The organism is Cellulophaga sp. L1A9, from assembly GCF_009797025.1.
Classification (GTDB): Bacteria; Bacteroidota; Bacteroidia; order Flavobacteriales; family Flavobacteriaceae; genus Cellulophaga.
Genome location: NZ_CP047027.1, coordinates 74,262 through 97,033, shown reverse-complemented (window position 1 = coordinate 97,033; position 22,772 = coordinate 74,262). Strand labels below are relative to the sequence as shown.

Annotated in this window: 20 protein-coding genes; 9 read left to right on the top strand and 11 right to left on the bottom strand. The window is 34.0% G+C overall.

Going from position 1 to position 22,772, the window contains the following annotated elements; genetic code table 11:
• Positions 1–5 precede the first annotated feature (5 nt).
• Both GQR94_RS00445 and mtaB read left to right on the top strand, forming a co-directional pair.
• Positions 6–1,181, top strand: coding sequence for a GlmU family protein (locus tag GQR94_RS00445; RefSeq protein WP_158973480.1), 1,176 nt, complete (start codon positions 6–8; stop codon positions 1,179–1,181).
• Between the two features lie 3 nt (positions 1,182–1,184).
• Positions 1,185–2,513 (top strand): tRNA (N(6)-L-threonylcarbamoyladenosine(37)-C(2))-methylthiotransferase MtaB, encoded by a 1,329-nt coding sequence (mtaB, locus tag GQR94_RS00440; protein ID WP_158973479.1) that lies wholly within the window; start codon positions 1,185–1,187, stop codon positions 2,511–2,513.
• 32 nt (positions 2,514–2,545) lie between these two features.
• On the opposite strand, the gene GQR94_RS00435 is transcribed toward mtaB, so the two are convergent.
• Complete coding sequence (locus GQR94_RS00435) at positions 2,546–2,842, bottom strand: N-acetyltransferase (RefSeq protein WP_158973478.1); 297 nt, start codon at positions 2,840–2,842, stop codon at positions 2,546–2,548.
• 168 nt (positions 2,843–3,010) lie between these two features.
• Here GQR94_RS00435 and GQR94_RS00430 point away from each other — a divergent pair, with 168 nt between their 5' ends.
• Together GQR94_RS00430 and GQR94_RS00425 are read left to right on the top strand one after the other, a co-directional pair.
• Positions 3,011–3,688, top strand: coding sequence for an alpha/beta hydrolase (locus GQR94_RS00430; RefSeq protein ID WP_158973477.1), 678 nt, complete (start codon positions 3,011–3,013; stop codon positions 3,686–3,688).
• Between the two features lie 29 nt (positions 3,689–3,717).
• Positions 3,718–4,665 carry a lytic transglycosylase domain-containing protein gene (locus GQR94_RS00425; protein ID WP_158973476.1) on the top strand — a complete coding sequence of 316 codons (948 nt, stop codon included), beginning with the start codon at positions 3,718–3,720 and terminating at the stop codon, positions 4,663–4,665.
• 78 nt (positions 4,666–4,743) lie between these two features.
• Here the strand turns inward: GQR94_RS00425 and GQR94_RS00420 are convergent, their stop codons facing one another.
• Complete coding sequence (locus GQR94_RS00420; RefSeq protein WP_158973475.1) at positions 4,744–5,259, bottom strand: DUF2892 domain-containing protein; 516 nt, start codon at positions 5,257–5,259, stop codon at positions 4,744–4,746.
• A gap of 193 nt (positions 5,260–5,452) precedes the next feature.
• Here GQR94_RS00420 and rpmH point away from each other — a divergent pair, with 193 nt between their 5' ends.
• Positions 5,453–5,620 (top strand): 50S ribosomal protein L34, encoded by a 168-nt coding sequence (rpmH, locus tag GQR94_RS00415; protein ID WP_013548937.1) that lies wholly within the window; start codon positions 5,453–5,455, stop codon positions 5,618–5,620.
• 107 nt (positions 5,621–5,727) lie between these two features.
• Positions 5,728–8,580 (top strand): carbamoyl-phosphate synthase large subunit, encoded by a 2,853-nt coding sequence (carB, locus tag GQR94_RS00410; RefSeq protein WP_158973474.1) that lies wholly within the window; start codon positions 5,728–5,730, stop codon positions 8,578–8,580.
• Between the two features lie 75 nt (positions 8,581–8,655).
• On the opposite strand, the gene GQR94_RS00405 is transcribed toward carB, so the two are convergent.
• Positions 8,656–11,949 (bottom strand): two-component regulator propeller domain-containing protein, encoded by a 3,294-nt coding sequence (locus GQR94_RS00405; protein WP_158973473.1) that lies wholly within the window; start codon positions 11,947–11,949, stop codon positions 8,656–8,658.
• Between the two features lie 823 nt (positions 11,950–12,772).
• Between GQR94_RS00405 and GQR94_RS00400 the strand changes: the two genes are divergently transcribed.
• Positions 12,773–14,356, top strand: coding sequence for a sulfatase (locus tag GQR94_RS00400; protein WP_158973472.1), 1,584 nt, complete (start codon positions 12,773–12,775; stop codon positions 14,354–14,356).
• A gap of 32 nt (positions 14,357–14,388) precedes the next feature.
• Here GQR94_RS00400 and GQR94_RS00395 read toward each other — a convergent pair whose 3' ends face one another.
• The 3 genes from GQR94_RS00395 to gndA all read right to left on the bottom strand — a co-directional run bounded on the left by GQR94_RS00395 (position 14,389) and on the right by gndA (position 16,801).
• Entirely contained in the window at positions 14,389–14,793 is a 405-nt protein-coding gene (locus tag GQR94_RS00395; protein WP_158973471.1) for a DUF4345 domain-containing protein, read from the bottom strand.
• Between the two features lie 78 nt (positions 14,794–14,871).
• Positions 14,872–15,255 carry a DUF805 domain-containing protein gene (locus tag GQR94_RS00390; protein WP_158973470.1) on the bottom strand — a complete coding sequence of 128 codons (384 nt, stop codon included), beginning with the start codon at positions 15,253–15,255 and terminating at the stop codon, positions 14,872–14,874.
• Positions 15,256–15,388: 133 nt separating this feature from the next.
• A complete protein-coding gene (gndA, locus tag GQR94_RS00385; protein ID WP_158973469.1) occupies positions 15,389–16,801 on the bottom strand; it encodes an NADP-dependent phosphogluconate dehydrogenase in 1,413 nt (470 codons plus the stop codon).
• 215 nt (positions 16,802–17,016) lie between these two features.
• Here gndA and zwf point away from each other — a divergent pair, with 215 nt between their 5' ends.
• Together zwf and pgl are read left to right on the top strand one after the other, a co-directional pair.
• Positions 17,017–18,549, top strand: a complete 1,533-nt coding sequence (zwf, locus tag GQR94_RS00380) for a glucose-6-phosphate dehydrogenase (protein WP_158973468.1) — start codon at positions 17,017–17,019, stop codon at positions 18,547–18,549.
• A 13-nt stretch (positions 18,550–18,562) separates the two neighbouring features.
• Positions 18,563–19,273, top strand: a complete 711-nt coding sequence (gene pgl, locus GQR94_RS00375; RefSeq protein WP_158973467.1) for a 6-phosphogluconolactonase — start codon at positions 18,563–18,565, stop codon at positions 19,271–19,273.
• 1 nt (position 19,274) lies between these two features.
• Here the strand turns inward: pgl and GQR94_RS00370 are convergent, their stop codons facing one another.
• The 5 genes from GQR94_RS00370 to GQR94_RS00350 form a co-directional block, all read right to left on the bottom strand.
• The gene (locus tag GQR94_RS00370; protein ID WP_370458266.1) at positions 19,275–19,670 is read right to left on the bottom strand and encodes a GNAT family N-acetyltransferase; all 396 of its coding nucleotides are present in this window, start codon (positions 19,668–19,670) and stop codon (positions 19,275–19,277) included.
• Between the two features lie 166 nt (positions 19,671–19,836).
• Entirely contained in the window at positions 19,837–20,088 is a 252-nt protein-coding gene (locus tag GQR94_RS22550; RefSeq protein WP_233268676.1) for an N-acetyltransferase, read from the bottom strand.
• A gap of 262 nt (positions 20,089–20,350) precedes the next feature.
• A complete protein-coding gene (locus GQR94_RS00360) occupies positions 20,351–20,896 on the bottom strand; it encodes an acyl-CoA thioesterase (protein WP_199271511.1) in 546 nt (181 codons plus the stop codon).
• A gap of 2 nt (positions 20,897–20,898) precedes the next feature.
• The gene (locus GQR94_RS00355) at positions 20,899–21,264 is read right to left on the bottom strand and encodes a 6-phosphogluconate dehydrogenase (protein WP_158973466.1); all 366 of its coding nucleotides are present in this window, start codon (positions 21,262–21,264) and stop codon (positions 20,899–20,901) included.
• Between the two features lie 71 nt (positions 21,265–21,335).
• A complete protein-coding gene (locus GQR94_RS00350; RefSeq protein ID WP_158973465.1) occupies positions 21,336–22,736 on the bottom strand; it encodes a DNA recombination protein RmuC in 1,401 nt (466 codons plus the stop codon).
• Between the last annotated feature and the right edge of the window lie 36 nt (positions 22,737–22,772).

Sequence of the window (22,772 nt, the reverse complement as noted above, 5' to 3'; positions counted from 1 at the left end):
AACTGATGAATTATATTCTTTTTGATGGTACTGTACGGAACGCGCTTTTGCCTTTTACTTTTACAAGGCCTGTAGCAGATATTAGGGTAGGTATTTTTACTATTCGTGAAAAGTGGGAGAATTATCTAAAGAGTACAACCACGACGATAACGGAAGAATATTTATCAGATAAATATCCAATGGTAGAATTGGAGGAGAATGTATTGATTAATGCATCATTTCTTCCTAATGTGGAATTGGCGAGTATGGTTACTGAGCTATCGGAAAACCAAGCTATATTTTACGACGAAGAAGTTATTGCATTTTATACGAAGGATTCACAAGAAGAGGTAGATCTAAGTGCTTACGAGGCTATTGAGTTTGAAGGCGAGATTATTCGTATTGAAAATACATGGGATATTTTTTCTAAGAATGCAGCAGCCATTCAAGAAGATTTTGATTTTATCCTCCAGGAACGAAGTAGTCAGCCAATTTCTAAAACAAATACGGTCATCAATCCAGAGAATATTTTTTTAGAAGAAGGTGCAGTAGTAGAATGTAGTATTTTAAATGCATCTTCAGGCCCTATTTATATTGGGATAAATGCCGAGGTCATGGAGGGTTCTATGATACGTGGGGCATTTGCACTATGTGATCATTCTACAGTAAAAATGGGTGCTAAAATCTATGGAGCAACAACTGTTGGTCCGCATTCACGCATTGGGGGAGAAGTTAATAACTCAGTACTATTTGGTTATTCCAATAAAGGGCATGACGGATTTTTAGGGAATTCAGTGCTTGGAGAATGGTGTAATCTAGGAGCGGATACAAACAATTCTAATCTTAAAAACAATTACGATGAAGTTCGTTTATGGAGTTATGAAACAGAAAGTTTTGCTGAAACGGGACTTAGATTTTGTGGCTTAATGATGGGGGATCATAGTAAATGTGGCATTAATACCATGTTTAATACCGGTACGGTGGTTGGTGTTAGTGCTAATGTATTCGGATCTGGTTTTCCTAGAAATTTTATTCCTAGTTATAGTTGGGGTGGAGCTTCTGGTTTTACCACTTACTTGACTAATAAGGCATTTGAAACGGCTAAAATTATGATGTCTCGTAGGGAATTGGAGTTTGATGAAAAGGAAGAAGCTATTCTAACCCATGTTTTTGAAGAAACCAAAAAGTGGAGAAATTACTAAACGATGAAAAAGAAAGTTGCATTTTATACTTTAGGATGTAAATTAAATTTCTCAGAAACATCTACAATTGCGAGAGATTTTCAAGAAGAAGGTTTTGATCGTGTAGATTTCTCAGAACGCGCAGATATGTACGTGATTAATACCTGCTCCGTAACAGAAAATGCTGATAAACGTTTTAAAAGTATAGTGAAACAAGCTCAAAAGATCAATCCTGATGCTTTTGTGGCTGCTATTGGTTGCTATGCGCAATTAAAGCCAGAGGAATTAGCGTCTGTACATGGTGTAGATTTAGTTTTGGGAGCAACCGAAAAATTTAAAATCACTGATTATATTAATGACTTGTCTAAAAATGATTTTGGAGAAGTGCATTCTTGTGAAATTGTTGAGGCAGATTTTTATGTAGGTAGTTATGCGATAGGAGATAGAACCCGTGCCTTTTTAAAAGTGCAAGATGGTTGTGATTATAAATGTACATATTGTACCATTCCTTTGGCGCGTGGAATATCACGTAGTGATACTTTGCAGAATGTCGTGAAGAATGCCAGGGAAATTGCTTCACAAGATATCAAAGAGATTGTATTAACAGGAGTAAATATTGGTGACTATGGAAAGGGAGAGTTCGGGAATAAAAAACACGAGCACACTTTCTATGATTTAGTAGAAGAGTTGGATACTATTGAGGGGATTCATAGGCTTCGGATTTCAAGCATAGAGCCTAATCTATTAAAAAATAAGACCATAGATTTCGTGGCAAAGAGTAACTCTTTTGTGCCACATTTTCATATCCCATTGCAGAGTGGTAGTGATGAAATCTTAAAATTAATGCGGCGCCGGTATTTAAGCGGATTGTATGTAGACCGTGTTGCTAGAATTAAAGAAGTGATGCCGCATGCTTGCATTGGTGTAGATGTTATTGTTGGTTTTCCAGGAGAAACAGATGAGTTGTTCTTGAAGACGTATCACTTTTTAAATGATTTGGATATTTCATATTTACATGTTTTTACCTACTCAGAACGCGATAATACTGTTGCGGCTGAAATGGAAGATGTGGTTGCTAAAAATGTACGAAGCAAACGAAGTAAAATGTTACGTGGACTGTCTGCTAAGAAAAGAAGGGCTTTTTATGAAAGTCAGTTAGGTTCGCTTAGAACCGTACTTTTTGAAGGAGAAAACAAGGAAGGGTATATTCAAGGGTTTACAGAGAATTATGTAAAAGTAAAAGCTCCTTGGAATCCGGAATTAGTAAATCAATTAAAGCAAGTAGAGCTTACCAGTATTGATGAAGATGGTTTAGTGCGCTTTGTATTTGTCGATGAAAAAATAAAAGCATAAAAAAACCGCTCTGTGTAAGAGCGGTTTTTTTATTAGATACGAATACCAATTGGCAACATATCTTTATATTTCCTGCTATTTTTTCTGAGAAATCCAGCAATTTGCGGACTTGTGGGTACAACACGTAAATTTCTTTCTTGAATTACGTTTAACACGGCTTCAATGAATTGTTCTTTAAAGCCTTCTTGAGTTATCATTTCAGGGATAATCAATTTAGTTAGAAAAATCTTTCGTTCCTGAGCAGAATATTCAATCTTTGCTAAGTGCCCATTAACTGTTGTTTCAAATTGACGTAAGAAACTATTGTCTGTAATGTTTACTTCATTCATATAGTTTTGATTTTAGTTCATTAAAAATAACCCATACAAGGTTCTCAAGTTGTAAAGGTTGATTGGTGATAAGTTCTTAAAATAAATGTTTAATATAAAAAATTAGCAAGAGCATAAAATTACTTTATTTTTAGCTAATTTCCTAGTTTTCTGATAGTTTACTTTGTTATGACTCAAATAAAAATACCTGTTTATTTAATGCCTGGAATGGCAGCTTCTTCTTTAATTTTTGAACATATAAAGTTACCTGAAGATTTATTTACGATTCACACCTTAGAATGGTCTATTCCCGAAAAGGGGATTTCCTTAGTAGATTATGCGAAATTAATGTGTGCGCAAGTAACAGCACCTAATCCGGTATTGATTGGGGTATCGTATGGTGGTATTTTAGTTCAGGAAATGTCAAGATTAATAAGCACTAGAAAGGTTATTATAATTTCTAGCGTAAAATCGAGCTCAGAGCTGCCGAAACGCATGCAGTTTGCTAAGTATACCAAGATTCATAAATTGCTACCTACGGGGCTTGTAAACAATGTTGAGTTGTTGGCAAAGTATGCTTTTGGGGAAACAGCTACGAAGCGATTGGAATTATACGAACGTTATTTGTCTATGAGAGATAAATATTACATTGATTGGTCTATAGATAATACGGTAAATTGGAAAGAAGGTGCGCCAATTCCTAATTTGGTTCATATTCATGGAGATAAGGACCCTGTTTTTCCTTTGGCAAACATTAAAAGATGCATTCCAGTGAAGAATGGTACACATACCATGATTATTCACAGATATAAATGGTTTAATGAGCATCTTCCTACAATTATTTTACAAAACGAAAGTTCTATTTAATATCTTTGATGTATAAAACTATGGTAGCTATGAAATTTTTAAAAAATACGTTGATGCTTTTGGGAGTATTGTTTGTGGTAAGCACATTAATATTTGCAGTGCAAAATTCTGCTGATGAAAATCAGCTATTAGATGAACAAGTGGCTACGTCAGAAATAGCGACTGGTTATAAAATAACAGCAATAGATATTCCAGAAGATTTAAATTTCGCGGGTGAAATAGTTCCTTTTGACGATCCTGAAATCATGGAGCGTGTAGATCGTGAATTTTTGGTGAATACCTACTGGCAGTCTAATGCACTTTTATTAATGAAACGTGCCAATAAATATTTTCCAATTATAGAACCTATTTTGGCCAAAAATGGAATTCCAGATGATTTTAAATATTTGGCAGTAGCAGAAAGTGGTTTGGAGAACGTGAGGTCTCCGGCAGGTGCTTCCGGTTTTTGGCAAATAATGAAAACCACAGGTAGAGAGTATGGCTTAGAGGTCAATGACAATGTAGATGAGCGTTATCATATTGAAAAGGCTACAGAGGTTGCTTGTGATTACTTAAAAAAATCAAAAGCTAAATTTGGTACTTGGACTTTAGCTGCGGCATCGTATAATGCGGGATCTTACGGGATACAGAAATATATGGATGCTCAGGATGTAAATGCCTATTACGATTTGCTTTTAGGACAAGAAACAGGACGTTATGTGTTTCGTATTTTAGCAATCAAAGAAATTCTTTCTCATCCACATAAGTATGGTTTTGATATAGCGAAAGAGGATATGTATACACAAGTGCCAACATTTAATGTAGAAGTAGATGTACCTGTTACTAATTTTGCGGATTTTGCGAAGCAATATGAAATCAACTATAAAATATTGAAACGTCACAACCCTTGGTTGCGTGAGCCACACTTGAACAATAATTCTAGAAAGAAATATATAGTTGAAATTCCGAATAAAGGATATTACAAGACTTCTAAATAAACCGGAAGTTTACTATTTAAGCATAAAAAAAGCTTTAGCACCTGCTAAAGCTTTTTTGTTTTCTATTAATATTGAAGATTAAATTTTCTTCAATTGCTCTTTCATCATTTTAATTTGATCTGAAAGCATATTCTGTTTGTCTAATTTTTTAGCCTCGTTTAAAAGCATTGTAGCTTCTCTTTTTCTTCTTTTCTGCATAGAGATACCAGCAAGGCTTAATTTAGCCATAGCAACGTCGTAATCCATCGTCAAGCCAAGTTTTAAAGCTTTTTTAAAGTATTTCTCAGCAGTAGTTAAATTTGTTTGGGAAAAAATGATCCCATGCAAGTAATTGTAATACCCTTGTTGCTTTAATGTTAACGCTGCTTCAGGGTTTTTAATTTTAGATAACCATTTCTCCGTTCCTGCTAAATCTTGCTTACGCATTCTTAAAAAGGCTAAGAGAATAATTTCGTTTCTAAAATAAAGGAATATAAAAATTAATGAGAACAGGATTAAAAAGATACCATTACCAATGTTACCCTCTATAAATTGGTATACAGCATATGCTATAATTAAGCCTGCAATTATTAATTTAAAAATTTTATTAAACATGTTATTTGTAAATTTGTAAAGGAGTTAGTTTTTGCTTCTTTTATATATTTTGGCAAAAGTAATAAAAACAAACTAAAATATTTTTTAAATTAGATTTGTCAATGCGAAAAGTCTTTGTATATTTGCGCCCAGTTTTGGATGAGCGATCAACAAAACGAAAATTGAATTAAAAGGATACTAAAGATATTATAAGATGCCCGGACAAAAAAGAACATATCAGCCATCAAAGCGTAAAAGAAGAAACAAACATGGTTTTAGAGAACGCATGGCGTCTGTAAATGGAAGAAAAGTTATTGCTAGAAGAAGAGCAAAAGGAAGAAAAAAATTAACTGTATCTTCAGAAACAAGACATAAAAAATAATGATTCATTTGTTATTTTAGATATTAGGTGTTACTTTTTTATAAGTAGCACCTTTTTTTTTGCCTATTTTTAAAAATTATTAGCGAACACTATATAATACAAGTACAATGCCTAAGAATAAAAATATCAAATCTGTTTTATTAATTGGATCTGGACCAATTGTAATTGGACAAGCATGTGAGTTTGATTATGCTGGTTCTCAATCGCTTAGATCTCTACGTGAAGATGGAATAGAAACTATTTTAATTAATAGTAACCCAGCTACGATAATGACTGATCCGACAATGGCAGATCATGTTTATCTAAAACCGTTAACCACAAAATCTATCATTGAAATTCTAAAAAAGCATCCAAATATAGATGCGGTGTTACCCACAATGGGAGGTCAGACAGCACTGAATTTATGTATTGAAGCTGATGAAAAAGGGATTTGGAAAGATTTTGGAGTAGCACTTATTGGGGTTGATATTGATGCTATAAACATCACAGAAGACCGTGAGAAGTTTAGAAATTTAATGATTAAAATTGGTGTGGGGATGGCACCACAGGCAACAGCAACCTCTTTTCTAAAAGGAAAAGAAATTGCGCAAGAATTTGGTTTCCCGTTAGTTATTAGAGCTTCCTATACTTTAGGAGGGGCAGGAGCATCTATAGTATATAAGCCAGAAGATTTTGATGAATTATTAAGTCGTGGGTTAGAAATTTCTCCAATTCATGAAGTAATGATTGATAAAGCCTTAATGGGCTGGAAAGAATATGAATTAGAATTATTACGCGATAAAAATGATAATGTCGTTATTATTTGTGCGATTGAAAATATGGATCCTATGGGGATTCATACTGGAGATTCTATTACAGTAGCACCGGCAATGACTTTATCAGACAAAACGTATCAAAAAATGCGTGATATGGCAATTCACATGATGCGCAGTATTGGCGATTTTGCCGGAGGATGTAATGTGCAGTTTGCAGTAAGTCCTGATGAAAAAGAAGATATTATAGCGATAGAAATTAACCCAAGAGTATCGCGTTCTTCGGCTTTAGCTTCAAAAGCGACAGGGTATCCCATCGCAAAAATTGCTACAAAATTGGCAATTGGGTACAACTTAGACGAATTAGATAATCAAATTACAAAATCTACATCGGCGTTATTTGAACCTACTTTAGATTATGTAATTGTAAAAATACCACGTTGGAATTTTGATAAGTTTGTAGGTTCAGATAGAACGTTAGGCTTACAAATGAAATCTGTTGGAGAAGTAATGGGAATAGGGCGTTCTTTTCAAGAGGCACTTCATAAAGCGACACAATCTTTAGAAATTAAAAGAAATGGCTTAGGGGCAGATGGAAAAGGATTGAAAGATTACGATAAAATCATTAGTAAGCTTACAATTCCAAGTTGGGATCGTGTGTTTATTATTTATGATGCAATTCAGTTAGGTATTCCATTAAGTAGAATTCATGAAATAACTAAAATAGACATGTGGTTCTTAAAACAATATGAAGAACTACATATATTAGAAAAGGAAATAGAAACTTTTACCATTGAATCTTTACCTAAAGATATTCTGTTGGAAGCAAAGCAAAAAGGTTTTGCGGATCGTCAGATTGCACATATGCTAGATTGTTATGAAAGTGAAGTGCACAAAAAGCGTACGGAGTTAAATATCAATAGAGTATTTAAATTAGTAGATACATGTGCGGCAGAGTTTAAAGCATTGACGCCATACTATTATTCTACTTTTGAAGAAGAAATAGAAAGACCAGACGGAACAAGGTATGTTGCAAATGACAGTATTGTTACGGATAAAAAGAAGGTTGTAGTCTTAGGATCAGGACCTAACCGAATAGGGCAGGGGATTGAGTTTGATTATTGTTGTGTTCATGGGGTTTTAGCAGCTGCGGAATGTGGGTATGAAACCATCATGATTAACTGTAACCCTGAAACCGTATCGACCGATTTTGATACGGCTGATAAATTATACTTTGAACCTGTTTTTTGGGAACATATTTACGATATTATTCTTCATGAGAAACCAGAAGGAGTTATTGTTCAATTGGGTGGGCAAACAGCACTTAAATTGGCTGAGAAATTAGAAAAACACGGGATAAAAATTATCGGCACCAGCTTTAAAGCACTTGATTTAGCAGAGGATAGAGGAAGTTTCTCTAAAATGCTTGAAGAAAATAATATTCCTTTTCCTCAATTTGGAGTTGCAGAAACAGCAGAGGAGGCATTAGCACTTTCAGAAGAATTAGATTTTCCTTTATTGATTAGACCGTCCTATGTTTTAGGAGGTCAGGGGATGAAAATTGTAATCAATAAACAAGAATTAGAAGAGCACGTTATTAACCTCTTAAAACAGATACCAGGGAATAAGCTTTTATTAGATCATTATCTTGATGGCGCTATAGAAGCAGAAGCAGATGCAATTTGCGATGGAGAAGATGTCTATATCATAGGGATCATGGAGCATATTGAGCCCTGTGGAATTCACTCAGGAGATTCAAATGCAACGTTACCTCCTTTTAATTTAGGTGAATTTGTAATGCAACAAATTAAAGATCATACCCGAAAAATTGCGTTAGCCTTAAATACGGTAGGACTTATAAATGTTCAATTTGCAATAAAAGACGATATTGTATACATCATTGAAGCTAACCCTAGAGCATCACGTACGGTACCATTTATAGCTAAGGCATATAAAGAACCTTATGTAAATTATGCGACTAAAGTAATGTTAGGAGAGAAAAAGGTAAAAGATTTTAATTTTAACCCTCAACTAGAAGGTTACGCAATTAAGCAACCTGTTTTCTCTTTTGAGAAATTCCATAATGTAAATAAAAACTTAGGTCCAGAAATGAAAAGTACTGGAGAAAGTATTTTATTTATTGATAGTTTAAAAGATGATGAGTTTTACAACTTGTATTCTCGTAGAAAAATGTATTTAAGTAAGTAATAAAAAATACTTTTAAATTTAAAAAAAAGCTTGAGCAACCTGCTCAAGCTTTTTTTTTGCTCAATCTCTTGATCACTACTGTTTATCTGTGCTTTCAGGAGTTATGTTAGTATCCATCATATTTTGGATCTCTTGATCTGCGATGTTGGGGATTACCACATAAAAAGTAGTTCCTTTTCCTGTACCTTCAGATTTAGCATAAATAGTACCGTTATGTGATTCAATAATCTGCTTAATCATATAAAGACCTAAGCCGGTTCCTTTTACGTTGGCATGAAATCGTTCAAAGGGAGAGAAAAGCTTTTTTAAAGATTTTTCATCCATTCCAGAACCATTATCTGAAACGGAGAACTGTATGTTGTCTTCGTTTTCTTGTGCTTTAATATGAACTACGGGTTCCTTTTGGTCACCCATGTACTTGATAGCGTTATCTAACAGATTACCAAAGACTTGTATAATTCTATTTCTGTCACCATAAATATTAGGTAGGTCTTCTTCTACAATGAGTTTTACCTTGGCCACTTTTAATTTTCCTTTGACTAAGGTGGTGGATAATGCTACAATTTCATTAACATCAAGTATTTCATTTTTGTTTTCAATTTTACCAATTTTCGCAATTTTAGTAATATCTCCAATAAGGTTATTCATCGTATCACATGAAATATTAATCATCTCTAGGTACTGCTCTAATTCAGGATAGTCTTTCATTACAAACTCCATAGGAATAAGGCTTGCAATACCTTTAATACCGCTTAACGGACTTTTAAGATCGTGCGAAACGGCAAAAGTAAAACGTTGAATTTCTTCATTTTTAGTGGTTAACTCATCAGCTATTTTTTTAAGTTCTTTCTTTTGTAGTTGTAATTGTTGCGTACGCTCGTCTATCTCTTTTTCCAGTGTTAATTGATATTTTTTTATGTTTTTAATCCGAAGATAGAGGACTAAATAGATGCCTGAAATTAACAGCACTATTAGGAGTAAGCGAAACCACCAGGTTTTCCAAAAAGGAGGTGTAATTGTAATATGTAGGGTAGTTTCATTGTTATTCCAAATCCCATCAGAATTACTAGATTTTATGCGGAGTGTATAATTACCTGGCTCTAAACTGGTGTAAGTAGCATTTTTTTGGTGCCCTACATAATTCCAACTCGTTTCAAAACCATCAAGAAAATAAGCGTAGTTAACCTTATCATGATGACGAAAAGTTAAAGCGTTGAACTCAAAAGTAATTACATTTTTATCATACGACATGGTAATAGAATCTACTTGTGAGATGTACTGTTTTAAAATTTTAGATGCATCACCTGCATAAACAGGTTTGTTGAATATTTTTAGACTGGTAATATTTACTTTAGGGGTGTCTACCCTTTTTTTAATGTCTTTTGCTTGAAATAAATTGAAGCCATTACTACCACCAAAAATTAACTCATTGTTTTTGGTTTTATAGAAAGAATTGGAATTGAATTCGTTGCCTTGTAAACCATCATTACTATCATAATTTATAGATACCTCACTTTCAGGATTGTATTGAATAATTCCAAAACCCGTACTTAACCATAATAAATGATTTTCGTCTTCTATAATTCCTTTTACGGCATCATTTTTTAATCCATTTTTACGGGTGATCGCTTCAAAATAACCAGTAGTAGCATTGTATTTATTTAACCCTGCTTGAGTACCAACCCATAAAGTACCCTTGCTGTCTTCTACAATAGCATTAATGAAGTCGTTACTTATGATGTGTTCATTCTCTTGACTATTATAACTGGTGTATTGCCACTCTTCATTTATTTCAGTGAGTTTAAAGAGCCCAGATATTTGTGTTCCAACCCATATATTTCCATTTTTATCTTCGGTTATAGTGGTGATGGTAGAGACTGTATTTTTACTGACGTTATTTTTAAGGTCAATGTTTTTATGTGTTTTAGTTTCTGGAGTATAGCATTGTAATCCACCGTGAAATGTTGCAATCCATATTCGCCCTTTGCGGTCCATCATTAGATTAAATACATTGTTTGACAGCAAAAAGGAATTTTCTTTTGTCAATACCTTATACTTTTTATTCTTAATATCAAATACGGTAATTCCTTTACCCCAAGACCCTAACCATAATTGACTTTTTTTATCTTGTAGTATACTGAGTACTATGTTGGTATCGAGATTTTTATTGTCTAAACTATATTTTACAAATGTATTGGAGGTTCTGTCCCAGTAATTTAAACCACCTCCATCCGTTCCAATCCAAAGGTGATCATTAGGATCATTTATATCTTGAATAAAACAGTTTACATTATTATTGTTTAAAGACAGAGAATTAAAAGGTTGGTTTTTTATATGTTTAAATTTATGATAAATTGGATCGTAAAAGCTTAGGCCTTTTTTGTAGGGTCCTAGCCACATAATTCCTTTACTATTGTATATAGACCAAATAGAGTTGCTAGAGATTGAATTTATATTTGTATTGTCATATTTTAAATTTGTCACTTGTTTGGTCCTTTTTGAGTAAATAAAAAGACCATCATTTTCACTGCCTATCCAATAATCACCATTTGGAGCAGTTGATAATGATAAAATAGGATAGCCATTGCTTATTTTTTTTCTTTCTGTGTTTAAGGAATTGTCATTTTTGATCTTTAATTCAATTAGTTCACCATTATGTAAACCAATTAAAAACTGAGATGGGTTTTGTTGTAGTACACTTCGTATTCTCTGACTTTCGTGAAGTTTTGATAAAACCTTTAAGTCATTATTTAATATCCAAATGTCGTTATCGATGATGACTAAAGTTTTTTCATTATTTAATTTTGCAATTTTTACAACATAATTGCTTATTATTACCTTGTTTGTTACTTCTTGATATTTGAACTCTTTGGTTTTACCGGTCTTAATATGGTACTTAAATAGGCTGGTAGTGGTTCCTAACCAAAGAAAATCTGTGGATTTAATAATAGAATAAAAATGTTCCAATTCTAATTTTTTGCCCTCACCAATGAATGGATAAGGCTTTAGGATATCCATGTCGCGGTGATAGATATTTAAACCCTGAACGGTACCTATATATAATTGTCTATTGTCGTCTTCGTAAATATCTTCAATATACCCATTGGTAAGGCCTGTTTTATTATCAAGAGCCTGTTCGTATATTTTAAAATTTTTACCATCGTATTTATTGAGTCCATTTCTAGTACCAATCCATAGGTAACCATAACTATCTTCATAAATTACGTTAGCAGAGCTTTGAGATAAGCCTCCAGGTAAGTGTTGAAAAGATATAGAGGTTTGATTGGATTGCGCAAATGCAATCTTACAACATAGTAATAGTAGAGATGACCATAACACTAGTGTAGCTGATTGCTTGGATAAAATCATAATAACAGTATAGAATTATTTACTAAGTAAGTTAAAACCTACAATTTACGGATGTTCGCTGTATGATATAATTTTTTGTTGCCTATCAATGCTATGTTGTGGTAAAAAGCTGGTTTATAGAAGAGTAGGTGATCAGTATTTTTAAATGTATTATACTAAAATAGCCAATGCTTATTTGGCTATGGTTAGCCATTGTTGGCTAACTGCATAAAACGGAGGTTTTTCCCTATAAAAAAGGGAAGCTCTATTCGCGTAAATAGACATGAGTTTCATTCCATTTGGTACGACCATTTTTTATAACTGGTTTTACTCATAAACTCTTGTCGTTTTTTTTATCAAATTTGCCTACGCTAGTGCTTGGGTCTTGATGAACAGGGGTTTGATTAGTAGGTATTTGTTTTCTTAAAATGAAGAGATAAAAATCTTTAAAATCGGCATCTGAAACCACCTTGTTTTTAGTTGTTAGAACGATTACTGCTAAGGACCTTACGGTTTATTTTTCGTTGGATATAGCTTTTTAAGCCTTGGGTGTGGCATCAATGAAGATTCTAATGCAAGCTTTAGCTCTTTTTAATTTGAGTTAATTGGTACTGCCGCAAATAAAAGGTTACACGAAAATAAAATGAAGGAGGCAGAGTTTTATTTATAGTTCAAAAGATGATGCGTTTTACAACTCGTATTCTCGTATAAAAATGTATTTAAGCACCTAGTATTTTAAGAATACCATTAAAAAGAACTCCTATTTACAACTATGTAAGCGGGTTTTTCTTTTTGTATTAAAATTGACTTATTTTTATTCGAGGCAATTTTTTAAATGAATGATATGAGGAATGGTAAGTATGTACTGATGCAGTTGATGTTGTTGTGTTTTGTAGCACTCGGCAATAGCCAACATCAAGAAAATGAACAGGTAAAACCTAATATTCTTTTTATATCTATCGATGATCTTAGACCAGCTCTAGGCGTATATGGAGATACTGAAGTTATCACTCCGAATATAGATGCCTTAGCGTCTGAAGGAATGACCTTTATGGAGGCCTATGCACAAGTTGCTGTTTGCGCACCATCTAGAGCTAGTTTAATGACGGGTTTACGGCCCGATGCTACACGAGTTTGGCACTTGGGAGATAAGTTTAGAGAGATAAACCCTGAAGCTGTAACTATGCCCCAATATTTTTCGAAGAATGGTTACCATACCGTGAATATGGGTAAAATTTTTCATAATTATATGCCTGATTCGATATCATGGGATGAACCAGATTTAAGGCCTTCTCGATATTTGAAAGAAGAATGGCTTAAAAGAGATGGAGAAACTTTTTACATTAGCGAAGCGGTAAATAAATCACAGGCTATAAAAAGAGATTCTCTATTAAAATTGCGACCAGAACGTTATGCAGATGGTTGGAATACTGGACCCGCTTGGGAAGCTGCCGAGGTGCACGATACCATGTACTATGATGGGGCACAAACAAAATTAGCAAAGCAAACTTTAACTAGACTTTCTAAAACTAAAACTCCATTCTTCTTTGGATTGGGGTATTTTAGACCACATTTACCATTTGCAGCGCCCAAAAAGTATTGGGATTTATACGATCGGGAAAAAATTCCTACTGCTATAAATCCTGAAATTCCGGAGGGGGCTCCGCTTTATAGTATGAACTCCATGTACGAATTAAGGCATTATGATGGCTTTAATCATATTGGCCACCCTACGTCCTCAAAACGTATATCAAAAGATACGATCCAAACCTTAAAGCATGGGTATTATGCCAGTGTAAGTTATGTAGATGCTTTGTTGGGTGATCTTATTGCCCATATGAAGACGATTGGTATCTATGATAATACCATTATCATTTTATTTGGAGATCATGGTTGGAAATTAGGAGAGCATAATAGTTGGGGTAAAATGACAAACTATAACATTGATTTAAAAGTACCTATGATTATTCGGTATCCAGATCAGAAACTTAGAGGAGCAAAGAGTTCTGAAATTACAGAATTAATAGATATGTTCCCTTCTCTTTGTGAGCTTTCGGGGATTCCTATTCCTGAGAATATGCAAGGCACTAGTTTTGTTCCTTTATTAAAAAAACCCGATTTATCTTGGAAAAAGGCTGCTTTTAGTCAGTTTCACCGCCGACCAAAAGTATCTGCAGATGGTAAACGCTATATGGGGTATTCTATGAATACGGAGAAATATCATTATATAGAATGGTATGGTTGGAATGAAAAAACGGGTACTAAAAAGGCGTTTGTGTCGGCAGAGTTATACGATTCAGAAAATGATGCTTTTGAAACTATTAATCTCGCAAAAAATGAAAATTATACCAAAGTGATTTCAGCCTTGTCAAAACAACTTTTGGCAGGATGGGAAAATGCGAAACCAAATTCAGAACAGACCAGATAGGTAGGGCTAGTACGAGACAACGTATGGGGTTTTTATAAACTAAGTTTACGGTGTAATTTTAGGTTATAAATGCCCCAAAGCATAAAAATAAATTCTAAAATAAAGCCAACAGTAAATTGTGGAGATACCCCATCAAGTAGCGTGCTTACAAGTCTACCAAAAGCCAAACCACCCATAAATAGAATGTTTACAATCGTTGCAGACTCCCAATAGTTCTTATTCCATATTCCGTAAACCCAAAAGCCACCAATAGCAAGGTATAGCCCCATTATAGCTCTGAATATGTTTTTTAAATCAATATCAATTACATCAAAACCAAAAACATAGGGAAGTACAACACTTGGGTTTCCGCCATATATAAAGCTCACACTTATCACTACAATAGCAGAAAGGACGAGTTGTAGGTTTTTGTATTTAGGGTTGTTGTAAAAAGGCATGTTCTGCTTTTGAAAGACAAGGAAAGATATTAAATAAAAAATCCATTACAAGTTGTAATGGATTTAAATTTCTTAAAATTAATAACTCTGAATAAGCTCCTGACTCATTTTAGGATCTTCACCGTAATTATTGGTTCCATGTGTTCCTTCTGTAACTTCTAATACAAGCAACCAAATACCCCCAACAAACGGAATTAACGCTACAAAAATCATCCAGCCACTATTGTTGGTGTCATGTAATCTTCTTATGGTTATTGCTATGCTAGGAATTATAATAGCTAAACAGTAGAGCGTAGTTACTAAAAATAGAGGGAAATCTGCTAAATAAGATATAATCCCGTCTATAATTAAACTTGCGAACATAAACAAGATAGAGAAAAGTCTAAACATCCAATATTCTTGTCTTCTTGAACGTCCATCAAATTGTGCATATTTTTTCAATGCGTCTAAATACCATTTCATACTTAAGTAGGTTAAATTTATATCGTATTAAACCTAAATTTCATGATATTATTGTGGTAAAACAGCCTCAATTTAAAATGAAAAAGCCCCATAGTGAACTAAAGGGCTTTTTACTAAAGTAGTAATTATGAGGTTATACTCCCCATTCTGTATGGAAAATACCTTCTACATCGGTACGTTCATACGTATGTGATCCAAAATGATCTCTTTGTGCTTGAATTAAATTTAAAGGCAATTTACTAGAAGTATAGGCATCAAAATAAGTTAATGAATTTGATAGCCCTGGCATCGGAATTCCGCTTGTTGCAGCATAAGCAACTAATTTTCTAGAAGAAGGTACTGCTTTCTGTACTTTAGGAACAAAAGAGGGTGCTAGTAATAAATTCTTTAAGTCTTTATTTGCTACATAAGCACTAGAGATATCGGCAAGTAAACCAGCTCTAATGATACAACCTGCTCTCCATATTTTTGCAATCACAGATAGATCTAATTCATATTTATATTCTTTTGAAGCATCGGCTAATTGATGTAATCCTTGTGCATATGTTGTAATAAAAGCAAAATACAAGGCCTCTTCTGCCATTGCAATTAATTCTTCTTTTGCAATTGGAGCAACATCAGGTCTGTCATATAATTTATCTGCTTCTACGCGTTCTTCTTTTAAAGCAGAAATCTCACGCATACTTACAGCAATATCAATGGAAGGAACAGGGATACCTAAATCCATCGCATTTTGCGAGGTCCATTTTCCTGTACCTTTTTGTTTTGCTTTGTCTAAAATTTTATCCACCAAACGACCATCACCCTTATCATCTTTCTGATTGAAAATTTCGGCCGTAATTTCAACTAAAAAGGACTGTAATCTCCCTTTATTCCAAGTATCAAAAACAGTATGTAATTCATCATTAGATAATCCGCCAGCTTTTCTAAGGATATCATAAATCTCAGAAGTAAGTTGCATCAAACCATATTCAATACCATTATGAACCATTTTCACATAGTTTCCGGCAGATTTAGGGCCTAAATAGGCTACGCAAGGCTCACCCTTGTATTTCGCAGAAACGGCTTCAAAAATAGGTTTAACATGTGCATACGCTTCTTTATTCCCTCCGGGCATAATGCTAGGGCCTTTACGTGCCCCATCTGCACCTCCAGAAACTCCAGAGCCAAAAAAGTGAATTCCTTTTTCTTGTAAATATGCTTCTCTACGGTCTGTATCTGTAAAGAAAGAATTTCCACCATCAATAATGATATCATCTTTTTCTAAAAAAGGCAAAAGGTTTTCTATTACCGCATCAACAATTTTACCAGCAGGAACCAATAACATTATTTTTCTTGGGGTTGCTAAGGCAGCTACAAATGTTTTTATATCTGTTGCAGCGTTCACACGCTCTAAATTTCCACCTTCTGTTTTAAGGGCGTCTACCTTTTCTTGATCTAAATCATAACCAAAGGCTTTAAAATTATTATCGGCGACATTCAATATAAAATTACGTCCCATAACGCCAAGTCCTACTAATCCAAAATCATAATCTGTATGCTTCATGCTTGTGTATTTTTTATTACCTAACATTAGGTGTCAATATTGTGTAAAGTATTCGACTAAACTGTTAATTGATGTAAAATAGTCTTAATTTAGCCAAAGAATTACATCAAAATTAATTTAAAATATTCAATTAGGCGGGTTATACGGAAGAAACTAACCAAAGTCTTGAGAAAAATTGGAAATACAACATTCAGATTAAAAAAAAGCTAGGATTTATGAACAAGACGGCAAATCAAATGCTTATTATTTTTGGAGCTTCAGGAGATTTAACCGCAAGGAAGTTAATTCCTGCTATTTATAACTTATACAAAGGAAAACATCTCCCAGAAAATTTTGTTGTTTTAGGGGCAAGTAGAAGTTCTATTACCGACGGTGAATTTAGAAAAAAAGTAGTTCATGAAAGTGAACACCTAAAATCGAGCCTAAAGGAAGAAGAACAAGATTTTATATCCACTTTTGCGGATAAATTATTTTACGAAGATTTAGGGGATGATTACGATACAGATTATGACCGCTTAAGCAAGCGTATAGGGGATTTGAATAATAAATATCATACAGAGAATAATTATATATTTTATCTTTCGACACCACCAAGTCTATATGAAGCCATTGCAAAAAACCTTTCAGACAAAGGGTTAAACAATGAAGCAAACGGTTGGAAGCGTATCTTGGTTGAAAAACCTTTTGGATATAGCTTACAAACCGCTCGAGATTTAAATAAGGGCTTACAGAAATATTTTCATGAGAAACAGATTTACCGTATTGATCATTATTTAGGGAAAGAAACTGTTCAAAATTTATTGGTGACTCGTTTTGCAAATTCCATTTTTGAGCCTTTATGGAATAGAAACTACATTCACCATATAGAAATAACAAATGCAGAGACGGTAGGCGTAGAGAAACGAGGCGGGTATTATGATAAGTCTGGAGCACTCCGCGATATGTTTCAAAGTCATTTGTTACAAATAGTTTCTTTAATTGTTATGGAGCCGCCAATTAATTCTAATGCGGAGGAGATTAGAAACGAAAAAGTGAAAGCTTTAAAATCGCTTCGAATCATGACAGACGAAAAAACACTGTTTGATCATACCATAAAAGGGCAATATGTAGCTTCAAAAATAGACGGAGAACAAGTAAAAGGATATAGAGAAGAAGAGGGGGTAGATCCTAATTCTAAAACAGAAACTTTTGCAGCTATTAAATTCTTTGTAGACAATTGGCGTTGGAGTGATGTTCCTTTTTATGTGCGTACCGCTAAACGTATGCCCACTAAAGTTACTGAGGTGGTTATTCATTTTAAAACACCACACCATCAAGTATTTAATGAACAAGATATTAATAACAAGCATAATAAATTAGTCATTAGAATACAACCAGATGAAGGTATTTTAATCAAATTTGGGGTTAAAGTTCCTGGACAAGGGTTTCAGGTAGAACGTGCCAATCTTGATTTCTATTATTCTAGTTTGGTAGACACAAATGTGATGCAAGCGTATGAACGTTTATTATTGGATGCCATGCAAGGTGATGCTACATTATATGCTAGAGCAGATGAAGTAGAGGCTGCATGGGCATTTGTAGACCCTATATTAAACTATTGGGAACATAGTGAAGACGTAAAAACTTACGGGTATTCTGCAGGAGTTTGGGGTCCAGAAAATTCTGATGATTTGATTGAAGGAAATTTTGTTTGGCGCAATCCAGGGCCGCATTTGGTAGATGATTCTGGTTTCTGTGTAATTTGTTAAAAGACTTTTTAGAATGCAAGTAAGAATATATAGTACAAAACAACAGGTTGCAGAAAAATTCTCAGCCTTTTTTAAAGATGAAGCAAAAAAGCATGATGCATTTCATGTAGCACTTTCAGGAGGTAGTACTCCTAAAATTGTTTTTGATTATCTAGCCGCACATTTTGGTACTGAAATAGATTGGTCTAAAGTGTTTTTTTATTGGGGAGATGAACGTTGTGTTCAACCAACCGATGATGAAAGCAACTATAAAATGACGGTAGAACATCTGTTATCTAAAATAGAAATTCCTGCGGGGAATATTTTTAGAATTTTAGGGGAGAATGATCCTAAAACAGAAGCGATACGCTATAGTGATGTTTTAGCCAAAAACTTACCAAATGAAGGTGGGGTTCCAAAATTTGATTTGGTGATTTTAGGAATGGGAGATGATGGACATACGGCTTCTGTTTTTCCACATGAAATTACCCTTTGGGATGCAAAAGAAAATTGTGTGGTAGCCATACATCCTGAATCGGGACAAAGACGTGTTTCTATCACCGGAAAAATTATCAATAATGCTGAAACTGTAGCCTTTTTGGTAACAGGAGCAAGTAAAGCAGATAAGGTGAATGAAATTCTTAGGCCAAAGGCAGATACGACAGTATATCCAGCAAGTCTAGTAAAGCCAAGTGCTAATAAGCTTATTTGGTTTTTAGATAAAGATGCGGCAAAAGGACTCTAGTTTATTTGCTTAAATCTATTTGAAACAAGCATACTGGTTGATCCTGATAATGATCAGGTAACAAATCTGTGTTTTTTAAATCGAACATTCCCAAAAACTCGAATCCAGCGTTTTGGTAATGTTCGATTAGTTTGGTATTATCCCCTAAAGTATCCAAGCGTATAAATTGTTTTTCAACAGAGCGTGCGTAGACTTTTGCCCAAGCTACAATTTTAGCTATATAGTTGTTCCCTCTAAATTTAGGGTGGGTTGCAATTCTATGGATGTAAATAGATTTTGTATTGTCCCGTTCTTCCCAGATTTGTTCGTCATTAAAGGTAATAGCCCAAAGACATGCTATTTCACCATCAATCAACATTTTAAACTGTCTTTTTTCTGCTATTTCCGTTTCTACCAATGTGCGTTTAAAATCAGACCAAACAACAACTTTTTTTTTCTTTTTGATAGTCTGATGCTATTTTATAGCGTCGGAAAATTTCGTCAATATTATTAATGGAGCTATTGGTTATTTGCATGATTATTGTAGTTTGGTTATTTCAATAGGTCCGTTTGCAGGTCTTCACCTAGTTTAAAATTATAGGTGTCAAAGAGTACAGACCATTTTTTTTATAAAACCGAATAGCTCTTTTGTTTGCTTCCCAGACTTCTAGCCAAATTGGAGTAGCTTTATTTTGTTCAGCGCTATCTAGTGCCATTTTATAAAGAAGCCGACCTATTTTTTTGCCATGGAATTCTTTTAGAACGTAGATTCGTTTTATTTCAAGACTGTTCTTATCTGTCGTTGCGGTCTGTGCTTCTCCAAAATTTACTTTTATATATCCAATAAGTACCCCTTAAGTTTGGCAAAATAGAATGCTGAATTAAGGTCACATAATTCTTTTGTTATTTTCTTCGTGGAAAAGCTATGCTCTAGATAAGCATTCATGTTTTCTTTGCTGTTCTGTGACGAATAGGTATCTTTAAAACATTTTCTGCCAATATCTTGAACGTTAAAGAGATCAATTACAGTAGCTTATAGTATACTAACTCCCTCCGTTTTTTATAATGTTACCAGTGGTGTAAGGTAAGGAGGCTGAATTATTTTAAATTTAACTTTACATTCTCGTTTTCTAAATGAGAAATGTATTCTTCAACTTTAAAGTTTGAAGAATCAAAACGACTTGTTCTCGAAGAAGCTTCAGATTTGCGTTGAATACTTCTTGAAAATCGTCTTACATCTTCTGTAGAATCAATTATTAAGCCAGGAACAGGAATGCTTTTACCTTCCAAATCTTTTGCAACCATGGTAAAGTAAGAAGAATTACAATGCTTCTTTTTACCTGTTCTTATATTTTCCGATTCCACTCGAACTCCTACAACCATTGAGGTTTTACCTGTATAGTTTATAGATGCTTTTAAGGTCACTAATTCACCCACTTCAATAGGATTTAGAAAATCTACTTTATTTACGGATGCAGTAACACAATAGCTTCTAGAATGCTTAGAAGCGCATGCAAATGCTATCTGATCCATTAAGTTTAAAATGTGCCCTCCGTGAACTTTACCTCCAAAATTAGAGTGCGCAGGGAGCATTAATTCTGTTATGGATACTCTAGATTCTTTAGATGTTTTAAATTCTTTCATAATTAATTGCGGTAACCAGGTGAATTTTCTTTTTGTACTTTAGTTACGAAATACTTAGAATCTCCTAACCAAAAGAATGTTCTGTAACGTTCTATATAGTCTAGCTTCACATACTGACCTTGATAGTCTTTTAATTGTTGAATGACTTCTTTGTCTTTGTCTAAAACAGAGAATTGAAAAATTTGAGCTCCAGAAATACCTTGACTAATTTCTCCTTCCCACGTCTTAACAGCCATACCTTTATAGCTTATTTTTATAAGCTCCCCAGAACGTATGCCTTCACTATAGGGTACAAAATATATAAAAGCGTAGTAGGCTGCAAAAATTGCTAGTATTCCAACAATTATTAATCCAATTATTTTTTTCATTCTTTTTATTTGTTAGTTTTTTAAAAGCATAAAGCGATTTCTTTTCTTTAGGCTAATTTTCTGGTAATATATTACAAATTGACCTTAGATTCCTCAATACCTCCGTTTTCTTCTTCGTCATCAGAATTATCACTAGCCCTTTTTAGTAAAGAATCAGGAATAGACTTCTTAGCTTTAGCGCCCATTTTTTTTAATTTCTGAATACTGGTCACAATATTTCCGCGCCCATCTACCAATTTATTCATAGCTCCACGATATTCTACTTTAGCCTCGTCCATTTTTTTTCCAACCTTCATTAAATCGCTCACAAAACCTTCAAACTTATCATAAAGCGCACCTGCTTGTCTGGCAATCTCTAAGGCGTTACGTTGTTGTTTTTCATTGTTCCACATGCTATCAATCGTACGTAATGTGGCTAATAGCGTAGAGGGTGTTACGATGATGATGTTTTGTTCAAAAGCTTTGTTGTACAAAGTATTGTCGTTATTGATAGCGACAGCAAATGCAGGTTCTATAGGAACAAAAAGCAAAACAAAATCGGGGCTTTCCATTGCATATAAATCTTCATATTTTTTAGCAGAAAGCTGGTCCACATGGCGGCGTAGTGAATTAATATGATCCTTTAAGTACTTCTCTTTTAAGCTGTCATCTGCATTTACATAACGCTCATAATCTGTTAAGGAGACCTTAGAATCTACAATCATTTTCTTACCATCGGGCAGGTTAATGATAACATCAGGTAATACTCTAGAACCGTCTTCTCGGGTAAAACTCTGCTGTACAGAATACTCTCTATCTTTTTCTAATCCAGATTTTTCAAGCACACGTTCTAAAACCAGTTCCCCCCAATTTCCTTGCATTTTACTATCGCCTTTTAATGCTTTCGTCAGGTTTTCTGCTTCTTGGGTAATCTTTAAATTTTGTAATTGTAAGGTGGCCAATTGCTCTTTAAGCGCAGAATGCATGCCCACACTTTCTTTTTGACTATCATCTACTTTTTTCTCAAATAACAGTATTTTTTCTTGTAATGGGTTCAGAATATTTTTGATATTCTCTTTGTTTTGCTCCGTAAATTTGCTGCTTTTTTCTTCAAGAATTTTATTCGCAAGATTTTCAAATTCTTTGGTGAATTTTTCTTGAAGTTTTTCAACTTCTTCTTTCTGTTCTGTATGTTTAAGTTGAAGATTCTCTAAGTCTGCTTGGTATCGGGTAATTTGATTTCCTAAGAGTTCTTTTTCATGCCGAAGTTCATTTTTATCCAAATCAGATAAAGCCCGTACTTCTGCAGTAGTTTCTTCTGCTTTGGTAAGTTTTTTCTCTAAAGAAGAAATGCTGCCATGCAACTGTTCTTCACGTGCTACTAAAGCACTTAGTGAAGCAGTAGTTTTAAGCTTTTGAATATAGTTTCCTAAAAAGAATCCTATAGCGATACATGCAATTCCAATAAGTAAATAGATGATGTACTCGTTCATTTGTATTTTAATTTTAACGTTGGTAAAAATAGATAA

Coding starts and splice junctions, on each gene's coding strand:
- pgl (WP_158973467.1), top strand. CDS start 18,563: ATGCAAGTAAGAATATATAGTACAAAACAACAGGTTGCAGAAAAATTC.
- carB (WP_158973474.1), top strand. CDS start 5,728: ATGCCTAAGAATAAAAATATCAAATCTGTTTTATTAATTGGATCTGGA.
- GQR94_RS00405 (WP_158973473.1), bottom strand. CDS start 11,949: ATGATTTTATCCAAGCAATCAGCTACACTAGTGTTATGGTCATCTCTA.
- GQR94_RS00430 (WP_158973477.1), top strand. CDS start 3,011: ATGACTCAAATAAAAATACCTGTTTATTTAATGCCTGGAATGGCAGCT.
- GQR94_RS00350 (WP_158973465.1), bottom strand. CDS start 22,736: ATGAACGAGTACATCATCTATTTACTTATTGGAATTGCATGTATCGCT.
- GQR94_RS00425 (WP_158973476.1), top strand. CDS start 3,718: ATGAAATTTTTAAAAAATACGTTGATGCTTTTGGGAGTATTGTTTGTG.
- rpmH (WP_013548937.1), top strand. CDS start 5,453: ATGCCCGGACAAAAAAGAACATATCAGCCATCAAAGCGTAAAAGAAGA.
- GQR94_RS00435 (WP_158973478.1), bottom strand. CDS start 2,842: ATGAATGAAGTAAACATTACAGACAATAGTTTCTTACGTCAATTTGAA.
- GQR94_RS00360 (WP_199271511.1), bottom strand. CDS start 20,896: ATGAAAGAATTTAAAACATCTAAAGAATCTAGAGTATCCATAACAGAA.
- GQR94_RS00390 (WP_158973470.1), bottom strand. CDS start 15,255: ATGAAATGGTATTTAGACGCATTGAAAAAATATGCACAATTTGATGGA.
- GQR94_RS00400 (WP_158973472.1), top strand. CDS start 12,773: ATGAGGAATGGTAAGTATGTACTGATGCAGTTGATGTTGTTGTGTTTT.
- zwf (WP_158973468.1), top strand. CDS start 17,017: ATGAACAAGACGGCAAATCAAATGCTTATTATTTTTGGAGCTTCAGGA.
- GQR94_RS00355 (WP_158973466.1), bottom strand. CDS start 21,264: ATGAAAAAAATAATTGGATTAATAATTGTTGGAATACTAGCAATTTTT.
- gndA (WP_158973469.1), bottom strand. CDS start 16,801: ATGAAGCATACAGATTATGATTTTGGATTAGTAGGACTTGGCGTTATG.
- GQR94_RS00420 (WP_158973475.1), bottom strand. CDS start 5,259: ATGTTTAATAAAATTTTTAAATTAATAATTGCAGGCTTAATTATAGCA.
- mtaB (WP_158973479.1), top strand. CDS start 1,185: ATGAAAAAGAAAGTTGCATTTTATACTTTAGGATGTAAATTAAATTTC.
- GQR94_RS00395 (WP_158973471.1), bottom strand. CDS start 14,793: ATGCCTTTTTACAACAACCCTAAATACAAAAACCTACAACTCGTCCTT.
- GQR94_RS00445 (WP_158973480.1), top strand. CDS start 6: ATGAATTATATTCTTTTTGATGGTACTGTACGGAACGCGCTTTTGCCT.